Raw genomic sequence first — 13,717 nt, 5'->3', positions numbered from 1 at the left:
ACCTACCAACGACTAGACCAGCACTGTGTCACGGTGGCTTCGGATGTTGTGGTCGGCTCCCGGCAGGTCTGCCGATCGCCGTCTCCTACACTCGCGGCTGTGCGCACTGCCCTCGTCACCGGCGTCGCGGGGCAGGACGGAATCTACCTCGCGCGTTCCCTCCTCGCTGATGGTGTTCGCGTTGTCGGCACCGTCTCGGGTGCCGTCGACGGTCATCCGCGCCACGTGTACCTTGCCGGGGCCGAGCTGCGCTCGCTCGACCTGCGTGACGCCGCGGGCCTGCGTGCGCTCGTTCACGACGTCGAACCGGACGAGGTCTACAACCTCGCGGCAGTCAGCTCGGTCGGACGGAGCTGGCACGAGCCGGAACTGACCGTTGCGGTCAACCAGACGGCCGTGGAGATCCTGGTCGCGGCGCTGCTCGCGCAGCGGGACCGGACCGGTCGGCAGGTCCGGCTCTTCCAGGCCTCGTCCGCGGAGATCAGTGGGGACGCCACTGCCAGCCCCTATGCGCGTTCCAAGGCGGCGGCCGAGGACGTGGTGCGTGACGCACGCGACCGCGGGCTGGCCGCGTCGATCGGGCGCCTCTACATCCACGAGAGCCCGCTGCGCGCGCTCACCTTCGTGAGCCGCAAGATCACCCGCGGGGCCGCGGAGATCGCGCTCGGACAGCGGGAGCACCTGGTCCTCGGCAACCTCGACGTCGTCCGTGACTGGGGGTTCGCCGGTGACTACGTCGAGGCGATCCGGCTGATGGTCGCAGCCGACGTCCCCGTGGACCTGCCGATCGGCACCGGTTGCCCGCATCGACTGACGGACCTGGTGGAGCGGGCCTTCCTCGCCGCCGGCCTCGACGGTTCCGAGGGGTACGTCGAACAGGACCCAGCGCTCGTACGTCCGGCCGACACCGCCGTACTCGTCGCGGACCCGGAGCCTGCCGCGGAGGTACTGGGGTGGCGGGCAACGGCGACCTTCGAGGACACCGTCGACGCGATGGTTGCCGCGGACCTGGCGCGGCTGCGCTCAGGGGTCGACGAGGACGAGGCCTACCTCGGGTCGCTCCCGTTGCCCGGGCGGCGCGGAGCGCGTTAGCCCTTGCGGGCCCGCACGTCGAGCACGATGCGCGGCGCGACGGGGCTGGCGATCAGGCGGTCCAGCAGCCGAGAGGCGGGTCGGACCGTCCACGGCGGCGGGTTCATCGAGGCGATGTAGGCCTCTGACGTGAGGGTGTAGCGCAGCCGCGGCTCCGCGACGACGTCGACGAAACCGAGGCGGGTGAGCTGCGCCGTGATGCTCGCGCGGGTGTGCAGGATCCAGTGGTGCTGGGCGATCCGGCGGTCGGGAACCTGGCTGACCCGGCCACGGGTGGCGCGCTTGATCGCGTGAGCGGCGGTGTCCGCCTTGGTCCAGTGCGGCGTCTGGAGGTAGAGGACGCCGCCGGGCCGCAGCATCGTGAGGCAGTCGGAGAGGAGCTGGTCCCCGTCGGTGACGTGGGCCAGCACGCACCACAGGGTGACCGCGTCGACCGTCTCGACGTGGCCAAGGCTGGCGAGGTCTCCGAGGTCGAGGTCGACGTCGTAGCGCTCCTTGGCGAGCTCGACCGCGCCCTGCACGATCTCGTTGCCCGTCACCTCGAAGCCGAACTCGTCGCGGGCGACGCTGAGGAAGTGGCCGTCGCCGGCGCCGACGTCGTAGATGACCGGCGCACGCCCGAGATCGCCCTGTCCGGACAGGGCGTCCTGGATCCACGCGATGGCGTCGTGCCACGCCTCGGGGCCGGCCTGCTCGCGCTTGATGTCGACCCAGTCGCTGTAGTCGTCGGCGCTCATCGCCTGCTGGGTCTCGATGGCGTCGAGCCGCTCGGTCGCTTCGTGGTCGGACCAGAAGTTCGCGTGGCAGTCCCGGCAGGTGCTGATCTGTCGGGCGGTGGCCCGGGAGGCGACTGCCGTGCGTACGTCGTGTCCGTTGCAGGCCGGGCAGGTGGGCATCGATGGTCTCCGTGGCAGCAGGGGTTTCGGTCGGTAGTACAGCAGGTCGGCGTCAGCGCAGGCCCGCGCGGATCACTTCCGCGGTACGACGCCAGGAGAACGTCTCGGCGAAGGCCTGCCCGGCAGCGAGCTGTCGGGGCGTCAGGTCGAGCGCGGCGCGGATCGCGTCGGCGAGGTCGGCGGCCGTGGTCGACCGCGCCGTCACCGCGTGTCCCCCCGTGACCTCGGCGAGCGCTGGATCCGGCGAGATCACCGCCGGGATGCCGAGCCGCAGGGCCTCCGCGGCGGGCAGCCCGAACCCTTCGAAGTCGGAGGGGAAGAGCACCAGGCCGGCGCCCGCGAAGCAGGTCTGGAACGCATCGTCGTCGAGCCACGGCATGAGCTCGACGTGGTCCTCGATCCCGAGCCGTCGTACCTGCTCGGCGGCGGCATCGCGATCTGCCTTGCCCATCCCGACCAGGCGCAGCTGCCAGTCGGTGCGGGTGGCGCAGAAGGCAGCCCAGCCGTCGATGACCGCATCGGCGTTCTTGTTGCCGTAGTGGCCGAACGCGATGGCGTACGGCGTCCCGTCGCTCTGCGGAGCGTGCCAGGCCAGCGCGTGATCGGAGCCGAGGGGTGCGGCGACGGCCCGTCGCGCGAGGCGTGGGTGGTGCTCGGCGAGGTCGTCGAGGGTGCGGTCGGAGATGGTGAAGATGCCCTCGGCGAGCCGCATGCTCCACCCCCACGAGAGGCGACGCGCGATCCGCGTCTTCCGGGAGAACTGCTCCGGGCGCAGCTCGAAGCGCAGGTCGTACAGGATCACGCCACGAGGCGCCTTCGAGCCGAGCAGGCCGCTCGCGGGGACGCCGGCAAGGACGGCGTCCGCCCCGAGCCGGTGCGCGGCCCTGCGGACGGCGACGGACCGGAGCCAGAGGCCGCCGAGCGGCCCAGCAGGCTGGGAGAGCACCTCGGCGTGGGCGCCTTCGGGCAACGGGAAGGTCTGGCCCTCGGGTCCGAACAGCACCGAGATCGAGTCCTCGGGAAAGGTCTCGGACCAGGCGCGGACGAGGTGCTCCAGCACGATCGTCACGCTGCCTGTCCGGACAACGACGGCGTCCACGACCACATGCATGAGGCGCGACGATACTGTGCCCCCGTGACAAAGCGCGCACTCATCACGGGTATCACCGGTCAGGACGGCTCCTACCTCGCCGAACTCCTCCTGTCGAAGGGCTACGAGGTCCACGGACTCGTCCGTCGTTCATCGACCCTGAACCGCAGCCGGATCGACCACCTGCACGGCACCTCCGGGCTGCACCTGCACTACGGCGACCTGACCGACGGGGTCAGTCTCAGCAACCAGATCCGCGACATCGAGCCGCAGGAGGTCTACAACCTCGGCGCGCAGAGTCACGTGAAGGTGTCGTTCGAGCTGCCCGAGTACACCGCCTCGACCGACGCGGTCGGCACGTTGCGGCTGCTCGAGGCGATCCGTGCGGCCAAGCTGGACTGCCGGTTCTACCAGGCCTCCACGTCGGAGATGTTCGGCGCGACCCCGCCGCCCCAGAGCGAATCGACCGTGTTCTACCCGCGCTCGCCGTACGGCGCAGCGAAGCTGTACTCCCACTGGGTCACCGTCAACTACCGCGAGGCCTACGACCTGTTCGCGGTCTCCGGCATCCTGTTCAACCACGAGTCGCCGCGCCGCGGCGAGAGCTTCGTGACCCGCAAGATCACCCTGGGCGTCGCCTCGATCAAGCTCGGCATCACCGATCACCTCGAGCTCGGCAACCTGGACGCCGTCCGGGACTGGGGATTCGCGCCCGAGTACGTCGAGGGCATGTGGCGGATGCTCCAGCAGGACGAGCCCCAGGACTTCGTGCTCGCGACCGGCATCGGCACCACCGTGCGGGAGTTCTGCGCGGAAGCCTTCTCCCACGCGGGCCTCAACTGGGAGGACCACGTGCGCTACAACGAGTCCTACGAGCGGCCGACCGAGGTCGACGCGCTCATCGGGGACCCGTCGAAGGCCCGCGACGTGCTCGGCTGGAAGGCGGACACCGACGCCAAGGCATTGGCGGCGATCATGGTCGATGCCGACGTCGAGCACCTCGGCCGGCTGGTGCAGCACAAGCAGGAGCTCGAGCGCGGCTGAGGCCGCTCGCGAGGTCGTTCAGGCGAACGTCTCGTGCGCCCGTCCTGAGGCGCGGTCGCGTCAGCGGCCGAGGAGCGCAGTCGCGCGTGCGCGCAACTGACGGACCCGCCGTCCACCAGTGATCGTCGCCTCGGACAGCAACGCCCGGGTCCGCAGGTCGATCGGGTCCCGGTGGAAGAGGTGCCACCCGGCACCGTTGCTGGTGAGCTCGAACCCGAGGTCCTTGCCGACGAGCCGCAACGACGCGACCGTGTGGAACGAGATGTGCTGGCCGACCGGCGGCATGTAGTACCACCACTCGCCGACCCGCGGCGCGGGATCGGGCAGGAGCTGCGTGGTGAACAGCAGCCGGTCGGTACGGGCGGCGACGGGAGCGAGCTGTGCCCGCGGGTCGGCCAGGTGCTCCATGACCTCGAACGCCGTGATCAGGTCGTAGCGACCTTCGCCGTCGTCGGCGTACTCGGCGGCGAACAGGGGGGTGGCGAAGTCGTCGTGCTGCCAGTAGTCGAGTCCGCGGTCGCGCATCATCTGGGTGAAGACGCCGTACCCGCCGGCCCAGTCAAGGAATCGACCACGCTTCAGGCCCTCGAAGCCGATCACGGCGTTCGTCATGGCGCTGAATCGGCGCGCCCGCCGCAGAAGGCCGGTGTCGGCAGCGTGGATCGCCGTCGAGTAGGCCTCTTCGAGCCACGGGGTCTCGAGCGTTGCGACCATTCCGCACGACGGGCACCGGTGGTAGTGCGCCTCGTGCTTCTCGAGCACGATCGCGGTGTCGAAGCTGGCCATCGATGTCCCGCAGACCGGGCACGCATGGATGGTCAAGAAAGCTCCTCGGTGAGGTCACGAATGCGGTCGGCGATGGCGTCGGTCAGCTTGGTGCGGCCGGAGAAGCTGTAGTGCTCGTTGCCGTTCTGGCTGTCCTCGTAGTCCTCGTCCTCGAGGTCGACGTCGATCATCCCGGTGACCGAGGTGCAGTCCTTCACCAGGGCACCCTCGACGACCGCGAGGTTCGCGCGGACGTGGTCCTCGAACTCGCCGGGGAAGTGCATCTCGCCGCGCTGCTTGGGCGGGCGCGTCCAGTACACGACCGTGGGCACGCCGTAGGCGTCGATCTGACGGCCCAGCTCGGTGAGCTTCGCGAGCTGCGGATCATCGTCGCGGACGTACTCGCCGTGGAAGAAGTCGAAGCGCAGCTTCTCGAGCTCGATCGGCCACGGCGGCGGTCCCTGGCCCTCGAGCTGCTTGCGGTAGTCACCGATCGTGACGTCGTCGGCCCAGCGCGAGTGCACGGGCAGTGCGCGGTATGCCGCATCCGCCTCGGGGGTGATGAAGCTGCCGCCGCGCCCCAGCGACCGGACCCGGCGCCTGGCGGTCTTGACCTTCGCCAGGGACGCCAGGGACCGTGCGTAGCTGGTCGTGGGGTGCTCGACGATGTGGGTGCCGGAGGTCGCCCGGATCGCCGTTGCGATCACCACTGCCTTCGGCCGCTGCTCGAGGGTGCCGAGGATCCGGAGCACCTCGCTGTAGACACGGGCGCCGTAGCCGGGACCGGCGACGGAGACGACGTTGCTGCCGAGGCGCTGCCCGAGCAGCTCCGGGATCATGGTGCGGTCGGTGTCGCGCAGCGACCAGCACAGGGTCGAGCTGTCGCCGAGGACCAGCACGTCGACATCGCCGGTGAGCAGCTGGCGGCGCGCCTGCTCGATCTGCCGGGACGGGTGGTCGATCCAGCGGTCGCGGAGCTTGCGAACGCGCGTCAGCTGCTTCTGTACGCGTATCGACGCCCGGGCGCGGAAAAGGGTGGATCTCATGGCGTGAGCATTCTCCATTGAGTCAGCGACGGCTGGGGGGCCGTCCAACACTGGCACAACGATCACGCGGTCTAGACGTTCTGCGAAGTCGCACCCCGATTGTCTGTAATGATCTCGGCGTGAACGAAGGTGCAGCGCAGAGCGATGACGTGACGGTGGCCTCTGCCGATCGCCGGCTGAGCCTGGTCACCGTCGACCAGCTGCTCTCCAGCGTCTCCAACATCGCGGCGCTGATCTGGGCCGCGCACGTCCTCGCGCCCGCAGACTTCGGGCGCTTCAGCCTCGTGATGATGGTGTACTGGGTCGCCCAGGTCGCGCTGCGCAGCATGATCTCGACGACCGTCCTGGTGCACCCCGAGGATGCCGACAACCAGCCGCGCGCGATCCTCTCCTCGACCCTCGCCCTGTCCCTGTTCACCGGGGTGCTGTGCGTCGTGCCCGGGCTCGCCCTCGCCGCCGTCGACAGCCCCCTGGGCATGCCGATCATCGTGCTGGGCGCGCTGCTGCCGCTGCTCCTGGTCCATGACGTGGGCCGCTACCTGGCGATCGCGCGCCAGCGCCCGGCGGGCGCCGTCAGCCTTGACCTGATCTGGGTCGTGCTGATGGTGGCCACGTTCGGCGCGACCATCGCCCTCGACCGGACCACCCTGAGCTGGCTGATCTTCGCCTGGGCGCTGCCCGGCGGGATCGCGTCGCTGTGGGTGTTCGCCCAGAACGGACTGCCCGCAGGCGCGTGGCGCACGTGGCTGCGGGAGCGCTGGCACTTCTCGTGGCGCTCCCTGGTCGGCGGCCTGTCGGCCAGCGGCACGGCTCTTGTGACGGCCTCGTTGATGACGGTGTTCAGCGACGCACTGGCCGTCGCCGCCTTCAGGTCCGCCACCTTGCTGGCAGCGCCCAGCACGGCGGTGCAGATGGCCGTCGCGACTGCTGCGGCGGCCGACGTCGCCCGCGACCGGGAGGTGCCGGGGGCCTACTGGCACCACGTCCGCCGGGCGATCGTGATCTCGGCGATCGTCGGCCTGCTCAACCTGGTGCTGCTGGTGTTCCTGCCCGACGTCGTGGGCCGCGCCGTGCTGGGTGACTCCTGGGAGATCGTCGAACCACTGATGCTGGCGGTCAGCCTGAAGGTCCTCCTGATGGCAGCGCAGAGCGGGGTGCGGGCCGCCCTGATCGGCCGCCACCACATCCAGGTCGCCATGTGGACCGATGTCATCAGCATCGCCCTCGTCGGCGTGAGCATGGTCGTCGGAGCCGCGCTCGGCGATGCCGAGGGCGGGTTGTGGGGGATGGCGGTCGGCACCGGCATCTCCACGGTGTGCTGGTGGGTCGCGTTGTGGTGGAAGGGCCGCGGCGACGCGCCCGAACCGCAGGCAGTGCAGGCACCGAAGGCGACGCCCGGGAAGCACGCGCGGCGTCCCGCGGGAGCCGGGCGCCGCGCCTAGCGTTCCTCGGTACCGCGGACGATCTTGTTGCCCTTCATGGCCGTCTCCTCGACGACCTGGATGCTCCGCGGCTGCCAAGGCCTCGGCAGGTCCGCGCACGCAGAACGGATGCTCTCCTTGAGCGCACGCTCGTCCACGGTTCCGTCGGGTACCACGTCGATCGCCACGACCGCGCCAACCAGGGCGTTCGTGCGGCCGTAGGCGCGCACGACCTTGACGCCGGGCACGGAGCTCACCCGTTCCTCGACGGGGAGGGGATGCACCTTCACGCCGCCCACGTTGATCACGTCGGACTTGCGGCCGCGGAACTCGATCCGCTCACCCACGACCTCGACGACGTCGCCGGTCGGCCACCACTCGCCCTCGGGCAGGTCGGTGTCGCCGTGGTAGCCGAGCATGCTCGCGGAGGACCGGACGAACAGCTCGCCGTCGACGATCTTCAGGCTGATGTCGCCGTCGCCGCCGCGCTCCAGCAGAGCGGCCGGGAGGCCGCCCTGGCCGTCGCGGACCGAGCCGGTCGACCCGAACTCGGAACCGGCGTAGATGTGCGAGATCCGCGCCTCCGGGAAGGTCTCGGTGAGGCCCTCGAGAAGTGAAGCGGGCGCCGCCTCGCCGCCGAGGGTGATCTGGCGCAGCGAGGGGACCGGGCGGTCGTCCGCGCGCAGCTCGGCGAGCAGGAACCGCCAGAAGGTCGGGGTGGCGCTGATGTGGTCCACCCCGTGGGTGTGCAGCGCTTCCATCACGGCCTGCGGACGTCGTACCGGGGGAGCCATCAGGGTGGCACCGGTGCTGAACACGTGGATCAGGACCTGGAGACCCGCGAACTGCTGGGGGCCGTAGGCGAGCAGCCACACCTGGCCGGCGGCGTCGCGGGCGGCCGTCGTACGGCTCAGCTGCCGCGACCAGTCGTGCCGTACGCCGCGAGGCAGGCCGGTGGTCCCGGTGGTGAGCACCAGCAGCGGTCGGCTGTCGGGCAGCTGGTCGATCCGGGGACCCTCGGCACGCAGGTCCTCGGGCGTGCGGAGCGTGACCGGCAGGTCACCGAGATCGGTGCGGGTCGTCGCGACCACCTCGTGGCCGAAGGTCCCAGCCTGTCGGACGAGGTCCTCGGTCGTGATGTCCGGCGCGTAGACGCACGCTTCCGCGCCGACCAGCGAGGAGGCCGCCATCAGCGCGACGATGAAGGGCACGTCGTTGCTGACGATCGCGAAGCGGTCGGTGCCGGACGCGCGCAGGCCGTGGGCCAGCGCGTCGGCCTCGGCGGCCAGACGCCCGTAGGACCACTGGTCGTCCTCAGTGATGATCGCGACCCGCGCGGGGTCAGCGGCTGCGAACCTGCGGACCAGCTCGATCATCGTGCGCCTCTAGGTTCGGGCCGGCTTGGAAGCGGCGATCAGGCCGTAGCCGAAGGTGCCGTCGCGCCACAGTCCCTCGAGGATGTCCGCGCTGCGTTCGAAGGCCCGTAGGGCGTCGAGCCCGAGCGCCTCGACGGCTTCGTCGTGGTGGAGCGCCGCATTGTCGCGCCAGGCCTGGAAGGTCGGCAGCGTGGCGTCGGTCAGGTCCTCGGCCTGTTCGACCACCAGGCCCGCGTCCTCGAACCAGCCCTGGTACGACGCCAGCGGCTCCATCCGGGCGTCGCCGAACGCCGTGCGGAGGGTTGCGAAGTCCTCGCGTCGGTCGCGCAGCTCCAGGAACGGGATGGTCCGGTGCCGGACCAGGTCGCACCACACGAGGCGCCCGCCGGGGCGCAGCACGCGCACGGCCTCGGACACGAGCCGCTCGCGCTCGCGCATGAGGTGCGAGGACTCCAGGATCCAGACGCGGTCGAACGACGCGTCGGGGAACTCGTTGTCGGTGCCGTCGCGCTGCTCGAAAGTGACGTGCTCGGTGAAGCCTTCGCCGGCGGTGAGCTCACGGGCGAGGTCGACGCCCACACCGCTGGTCGTGATGCCGACGACGTCGACCCCGAAGGCCTGCGCGTTGTGACGTGCCTGGGCCCCCGTGCCGCAGCCGACGTCGAGCACGCGGTTGCCGGGCTCGAAGCGCGCGCCGTCGATCATCAGCTGGGTCAGCCGCCGCGTCGCGTCGTCGAGCGGCTCCGCGGGGTCGGCGAAGACGCCGTAGTGCAGCTCGGCGCCGAGGAGCAGGCGCCATGCCTGGGTCACCCGGTCGTAGTGGTCCGCCGGCTGGTAGGACTGGTCCGTCATGACGTCCTCTGGGGGGTGCTGGCCGTCGAGCGGCAGGTCAACAGGTCAGGCCACCGTCGACGACGATCACCTGTCCGGTGAGCCAGTCGTTGCGTTCGTCGACGAGGAACTGGATGGCACGTGCGATGTCGTCGGGCTCACCCAGCCGACCGGCCGGTGTGCGCCGGACGATCTGGTTGAGCTGCTCCTCGTCGAGGCCGTGGCTCATCTCGGTGCGCAGGTAGCCGGGGGCCACGCTGTTGACCGTGATCTTGCGGGATCCGAGCTCACGGGCCAGCGCGCGGGAGAAGCCGTCGAGCGCGGCCTTGGTCGCGCTGTAGACGCCCAGGCCGCGGTAGCCGGTGAGGCCCACGATCGAGGAGATGTTGATGATCCGGCCGCCGCCGTGGACGAGCATGTTGCGCACGACCAGGCGGGTGAGGTGGATCGTCGCCTTGAGGTTCAGGTCGATGACCGCGTCGCTGTCCTCGTCGGAGAACAGGGCGATCACGCCGTCGCGGGCGATGCCCGCGTTGTTGACCAGCACGTCCACCGATCCCCACTGGTCAAGAACGGTCCGCACGAAGGCCGATGCCTGGGCCCGGTCGGCCAGGTCTGCTTCCTGGAAGAGGAAGCGGCCTTCGAGGTCCGGGTCCTTCTCCCAGGCGCGGACGGCGTCGGTCGCGGTGCGCGAGCAGGTCGCGACCCGGTCGCCCGAGTCGAGGAACGACTGCACGATGCCCGCGCCCAGACCCCTGCTGCCTCCGGTGATGAGGATGGTGCGTGGCCGCTGGGTCATGCGAGCGCAGACTCCCCGGCACCCTCGACGGTCGCGTAGAACGCGACGATCTCGGAGATGTTCTCCGGCATCAGGCCGGCGCCGAACGGGTCGGTGCCGAACTCGTCCTCGAGAAGCGCCGAGAGCTCGGCCGTCTCGAGCGAGTCGAGGCCGAGCCCGTCGCCGTGGATCGGGGCGTCGAGGGTGACCTCGACGTCGCCCTTGTTGGCGCGCTCAAGCAGCGACCCGACGATCTCCAGGATCGTGCCCTGTACGTCGTTCATGTTCCAGACCTCCATCGCAGATTGGGCGGACCGTATCAGGAGACCTGTGCGGTCACACGAGAAGGGATCCGCCGCCGGGATTCAGAGTGCTTCCGGGCCCTGGTAGCGGGCTCGTTGGTAGACCCAGGACGAGATCTTCATCGCCGAGAGCCGACGCGCAGGAACGCCGCCTGCCAGGGACTCGGCTGCGACCTCCTGGCGGGTCCAGGTCGTCGACCCGGCCGCGACCAGGGATCCCTCCCCGATCACCGAACCGGGCAGCATGGTGCAACAGGTCGCGACCACTGCGCCCTTGCGGAGAACCACGGGCTCCAGCACGATTCCGCCTTCGTGGGGGTCGAAGGCGTGGGTCAGGACCGTCGTACGGATCCCGGTCACCCAGCAGTCGTCCTCCAGCAGCAGTCCGCCTCCGCAGTCGAGGTAGTGCTGGCTGATGATGTGGGAGTGGGCGCCCATGCGCAGGGTGCGCAGGGTGCCGTGGTCGATGGCCCCCGGCTCGTAGCCGGAGTCGCCGTGGATCTGGTTGAACATCATGATCCGGGCGCCGCGCCCCATCTGCACGAGGGCAAGGTCGCGGAACAGGTTGAAGTGGGCGATGAGCGCGCCCTCGGCGACCTCGAAGCGCCCCACCCTTCGCACGACGTTGATGCCGATCCGTGCCAACGGATGGACCTGGTGACCGAGGAGGTTGAGCAGTCGGTTCTTCAGGCCGCTGGGCGGCATGAGGAAGACGAGCGTCGTGAGGGCCTGGCGCACTCGCGTGAGACTACACAGGGCGGGACGCGAGTACCCGCCGGAGGGTTGCACAGTGACAGGCAGCACTATCCTGCTCGCGTGCCGGACGCCTGTCAGCTGACCAGTGAACCCGTGGATCCCCTGTCGATCGCCGAGTGCTCATGACGATCCTTGCGCGGCTGGCGCACGACCGGGTGACGCTGCAGTGCGACCTGTGCACGCCACCGGTGCTCACCATCGACACCCTCGAAGGCCTTCGACGCTCCGGATGGACGACGGGTGAGGGCGAGGGATCCCTGGATGCCTGTCCGAACTGTTCGGTCCGGATCGCCCCGAGGAACCGGGTCGTCCGCGGAGACCGGACGCCGGTCGTCCCCGACCCGTCCCGCCTTCCGAACCTCGTGGTCGTCGGCGCGACCAAGGCCGGGACCACCAGCATGCACAACTACCTCGCTGTGCACCCGGAGATCAGCGCATCGGCCGAGAAGGAGATGCGCTTCTTCCAGGACCCCCGGTGCAGCGAGTGGATCGGGGAGTACCAGGCCCACTTCGCGACCGGCACCCGGTTCCGTCTGGAGTCGACGCCGTTCTACAGCAAGGCACCCTGCTACCCCGGTGTGGTCGGGCGGATGGCCGACCTCGTCCCCGACGCCCGGATCATCTATCTGGTGCGTGACCCCGTCGACCGGATCATCGCGGAGTACGTCGAGCTGGTGCAGTGGAACGCGGCCTCGCGCTCGATCGAGGAGGAGCTCGCCGATCCCGATGAACCCACCAACGGCCTCGTCGCGTCCAGCCGCTACGCGACCCAGCTGTCGCTGTACCTCGAGCGCTTTGCGAAGTCCCAGGTCCTGGTGCTCGACCTCGCCGACCTCGCGACCGACCTCTCGGCCGCCATGGACCGGGTGTTCACCTTCCTCGACCTGGCACCCCTGTCGCTGCCCGCGGAGGAGTACGGGCGGTTCAACACGCTGGAGGAGAAGAGGGCACTGCCGGGCTGGCTGATGGCCCTTCGTCGTGGCCCGCTGGTCCGTGCGGTCCGGCGCCTTCCCGCCGGTCCGCGTCTGTTCGTGAGTCAGGCTGCGTGGCGTCGTACGGGCGCGCTCATCGAGCGGCCGGTGCTCTCCGAGGCGACGGAGGCTGCCCTGCGAGAGTCGCTCCAGCCAGAGGTCGACCGGCTGCGGGCGCTGACGGGGATGGAGCTCGCGACCTGGTCCCTGTGACGACCGTTCGTCGTCTCGTGCGCGGCTGAGCCAGCCCGGCGTCGCTCAGGCGACCTTCTTGTGCGCCAGGATCCGGTAGGCGTGGTAGCTGCGCAGCATGCGGGGCAGCACCACGCGGTCGACGAAGCGCGCCACCGGCACGAAGGGCGCGAAGAGCGCCTTGCCGACGAGACGGCGCAGACCGGCGAACCGGGGCGGTCGTCCGTCGCGCCACGGGACCTCTTCGCCCGGGGCGACGCGGTTCAGCAGCGTCGCCAGGACGATGAAGGCCTCCAGCGGGATGTGCGCCTCGCGGTGGACGACCTCGACGATCTCGAAGCCGCGCTCCTCGAGCGCCGAGGTCAGGTTGTCGAGCGTGATCATGTGGAGGTGTTCGGGCTGGTTCCAGCCTGCCCACCACGAGCCGAACAGCCGCGCGGAGCGAGCCTGGGGGTCCGGCTGCTCGATGAGGAGCCAGCCGTCGTCGGTGAGGACCTGGGTCACGGCGTCGAGGTCGGCCAGCGGGTCCCGGGTGTGCTCGAGGTAGTGGAACATGCTGACCTGGTCGTACTGACCGGCCAGGCTGGCGCTGAGCTCCGGCAGCTGGCCCTGGTGGGCGGTCTGGATCCGTCCGGCACGGTGGCCGGACAGGACTCCGTCGGACATGTCGAGCCCGTCGAAGACGGTGGTGGGGAACAGCTCGGCGGCCGCCGCCGGGAAGTGGGCCGAGGCGGTGCCGACGTCGAGCCACCTGCGCGGGCGGTCCGGACGGTGGTCGGCCACGGTGCTCGCCCGACCCCGGTAGATCTCGCTCATGGACCCGAGGTTGGCCTCCGCGCGCTCGGCGTTGAGGCCGTCGTAGGTGTCGCGGTAGTAGAAGCCCAGGCCCTCGTCGGACAGGGCGGGGTTCTGGAACACGTGCTTGCAGTCGCGGCACTCGTCGAGGTTGAAACGGCCCGGCTTGAACTGGCGCAGGTCCCGGCACGTCGTGCGGTGCCGGAGACGGTCCGATCCGCACCACGGGCAGACCGTCGACGTCTCGCCGAGGTAGCGATCGACGCCGAGCTCGATCTCGTGTGTGTAGTAGGACCGAGCGGCATCGAGAGCGGCCGTGGTGGTCGTGTTTGCTGCCTGACCCGACATGCGGGTCATCCTAG

14 protein-coding genes are annotated in these 13,717 nt (G+C 70.0%); 4 read left to right on the top strand and 10 right to left on the bottom strand.

The window, feature by feature from the left end:
* Nucleotides 1–99 precede the first annotated feature (99 nt).
* Nucleotides 100–1,092 (top strand): GDP-mannose 4,6-dehydratase, encoded by a 993-nt coding sequence (locus ASD84_RS08420; protein WP_056709011.1) that lies wholly within the window; start codon nucleotides 100–102, stop codon nucleotides 1,090–1,092.
* Here the strand turns inward: ASD84_RS08420 and ASD84_RS08415 are convergent.
* Both ASD84_RS08415 and ASD84_RS08410 read right to left on the bottom strand, forming a co-directional pair.
* Nucleotides 1,089–1,988: a class I SAM-dependent methyltransferase gene (locus ASD84_RS08415; protein WP_056709008.1), complete on the bottom strand. Its 900-nt coding sequence runs from the start codon at nucleotides 1,986–1,988 to the stop codon at nucleotides 1,089–1,091. The two genes, ASD84_RS08420 and ASD84_RS08415, sit on opposite strands and share 4 nt — an antisense overlap.
* Nucleotides 1,989–2,040: 52 nt before the next feature.
* On the bottom strand, nucleotides 2,041–3,099 hold the full coding sequence (locus tag ASD84_RS08410; RefSeq protein WP_156391681.1) for a glycosyltransferase: 1,059 nt from the start codon (nucleotides 3,097–3,099) through the stop codon (nucleotides 2,041–2,043).
* A gap of 24 nt (nucleotides 3,100–3,123) precedes the next feature.
* Between ASD84_RS08410 and gmd the strand changes: the two genes are divergently transcribed.
* On the top strand, nucleotides 3,124–4,122 hold the full coding sequence (gene gmd, locus ASD84_RS08405) for a GDP-mannose 4,6-dehydratase (protein WP_200954468.1): 999 nt from the start codon (nucleotides 3,124–3,126) through the stop codon (nucleotides 4,120–4,122).
* A gap of 60 nt (nucleotides 4,123–4,182) precedes the next feature.
* Here gmd and ASD84_RS08400 read toward each other — a convergent pair whose 3' ends face one another.
* Together ASD84_RS08400 and ASD84_RS08395 are read right to left on the bottom strand one after the other, a co-directional pair.
* Nucleotides 4,183–4,944 carry a class I SAM-dependent methyltransferase gene (locus tag ASD84_RS08400; protein WP_156391678.1) on the bottom strand — a complete coding sequence of 254 codons (762 nt, stop codon included), beginning with the start codon at nucleotides 4,942–4,944 and terminating at the stop codon, nucleotides 4,183–4,185.
* Complete coding sequence (locus ASD84_RS08395) at nucleotides 4,941–5,933, bottom strand: hypothetical protein (protein WP_056709000.1); 993 nt, start codon at nucleotides 5,931–5,933, stop codon at nucleotides 4,941–4,943. The genes ASD84_RS08400 and ASD84_RS08395 overlap by 4 nt, the downstream gene beginning before the upstream one ends.
* Nucleotides 5,934–6,052: 119 nt before the next feature.
* On the opposite strand from ASD84_RS08395, the gene ASD84_RS08390 reads away from it, so the two are divergent.
* Complete coding sequence (locus ASD84_RS08390; protein ID WP_056708998.1) at nucleotides 6,053–7,375, top strand: hypothetical protein; 1,323 nt, start codon at nucleotides 6,053–6,055, stop codon at nucleotides 7,373–7,375.
* Here the strand turns inward: ASD84_RS08390 and ASD84_RS08385 are convergent.
* From ASD84_RS08385 to ASD84_RS08365, 5 genes are all read right to left on the bottom strand, one after another.
* Complete coding sequence (locus ASD84_RS08385) at nucleotides 7,372–8,730, bottom strand: class I adenylate-forming enzyme family protein (protein ID WP_056708995.1); 1,359 nt, start codon at nucleotides 8,728–8,730, stop codon at nucleotides 7,372–7,374. The genes ASD84_RS08390 and ASD84_RS08385 overlap by 4 nt on opposite strands.
* A 9-nt stretch (nucleotides 8,731–8,739) precedes the next feature.
* Complete coding sequence (locus ASD84_RS08380) at nucleotides 8,740–9,582, bottom strand: SAM-dependent methyltransferase (RefSeq protein ID WP_056708993.1); 843 nt, start codon at nucleotides 9,580–9,582, stop codon at nucleotides 8,740–8,742.
* A gap of 37 nt (nucleotides 9,583–9,619) precedes the next feature.
* Nucleotides 9,620–10,360 (bottom strand): SDR family NAD(P)-dependent oxidoreductase, encoded by a 741-nt coding sequence (locus ASD84_RS08375; RefSeq protein WP_056708991.1) that lies wholly within the window; start codon nucleotides 10,358–10,360, stop codon nucleotides 9,620–9,622.
* Nucleotides 10,357–10,623, bottom strand: a complete 267-nt coding sequence (locus ASD84_RS08370; protein WP_162251506.1) for a phosphopantetheine-binding protein — start codon at nucleotides 10,621–10,623, stop codon at nucleotides 10,357–10,359. The genes ASD84_RS08375 and ASD84_RS08370 overlap by 4 nt, the downstream gene beginning before the upstream one ends.
* An 81-nt stretch (nucleotides 10,624–10,704) precedes the next feature.
* Entirely contained in the window at nucleotides 10,705–11,379 is a 675-nt protein-coding gene (locus ASD84_RS08365; RefSeq protein WP_056708985.1) for an acyltransferase, read from the bottom strand.
* A gap of 140 nt (nucleotides 11,380–11,519) precedes the next feature.
* On the opposite strand from ASD84_RS08365, the gene ASD84_RS08360 reads away from it, so the two are divergent.
* Nucleotides 11,520–12,581 carry a sulfotransferase family protein gene (locus ASD84_RS08360; RefSeq protein WP_156391677.1) on the top strand — a complete coding sequence of 354 codons (1,062 nt, stop codon included), beginning with the start codon at nucleotides 11,520–11,522 and terminating at the stop codon, nucleotides 12,579–12,581.
* A gap of 45 nt (nucleotides 12,582–12,626) precedes the next feature.
* On the opposite strand, the gene ASD84_RS08355 is transcribed toward ASD84_RS08360, so the two are convergent.
* Nucleotides 12,627–13,703, bottom strand: coding sequence for a class I SAM-dependent methyltransferase (locus tag ASD84_RS08355; protein ID WP_056708978.1), 1,077 nt, complete (start codon nucleotides 13,701–13,703; stop codon nucleotides 12,627–12,629).
* Nucleotides 13,704–13,717: the final 14 nt, after the last annotated feature.

It is taken from the genome of Nocardioides sp. Root682, assembly GCF_001427795.1.
Lineage (GTDB): Bacteria > Actinomycetota > Actinomycetes > Propionibacteriales > Nocardioidaceae > Nocardioides.
Note: the sequence above shows the minus strand (reverse complement) of the source record. Positions and strands in the feature narration are given on the sequence as shown.

What these genes read in the sequence shown, in the direction of transcription:
- ASD84_RS08415 (WP_056709008.1), bottom strand. Translation starts at nt 1,988, where the DNA reads ATGCCCACCTGCCCGGCCTGCAACGGACACGACGTACGCACGGCAGTC.
- ASD84_RS08410 (WP_156391681.1), bottom strand. Translation starts at nt 3,099, where the DNA reads ATGCATGTGGTCGTGGACGCCGTCGTTGTCCGGACAGGCAGCGTGACG.
- ASD84_RS08395 (WP_056709000.1), bottom strand. Translation starts at nt 5,933, where the DNA reads ATGAGATCCACCCTTTTCCGCGCCCGGGCGTCGATACGCGTACAGAAG.
- ASD84_RS08385 (WP_056708995.1), bottom strand. Translation starts at nt 8,730, where the DNA reads ATGATCGAGCTGGTCCGCAGGTTCGCAGCCGCTGACCCCGCGCGGGTC.
- ASD84_RS08380 (WP_056708993.1), bottom strand. Translation starts at nt 9,582, where the DNA reads ATGACGGACCAGTCCTACCAGCCGGCGGACCACTACGACCGGGTGACC.
- ASD84_RS08375 (WP_056708991.1), bottom strand. Translation starts at nt 10,360, where the DNA reads ATGACCCAGCGGCCACGCACCATCCTCATCACCGGAGGCAGCAGGGGT.
- ASD84_RS08370 (WP_162251506.1), bottom strand. Translation starts at nt 10,623, where the DNA reads ATGAACGACGTACAGGGCACGATCCTGGAGATCGTCGGGTCGCTGCTT.
- ASD84_RS08360 (WP_156391677.1), top strand. Translation starts at nt 11,520, where the DNA reads ATGACGATCCTTGCGCGGCTGGCGCACGACCGGGTGACGCTGCAGTGC.
- ASD84_RS08355 (WP_056708978.1), bottom strand. Translation starts at nt 13,703, where the DNA reads ATGTCGGGTCAGGCAGCAAACACGACCACCACGGCCGCTCTCGATGCC.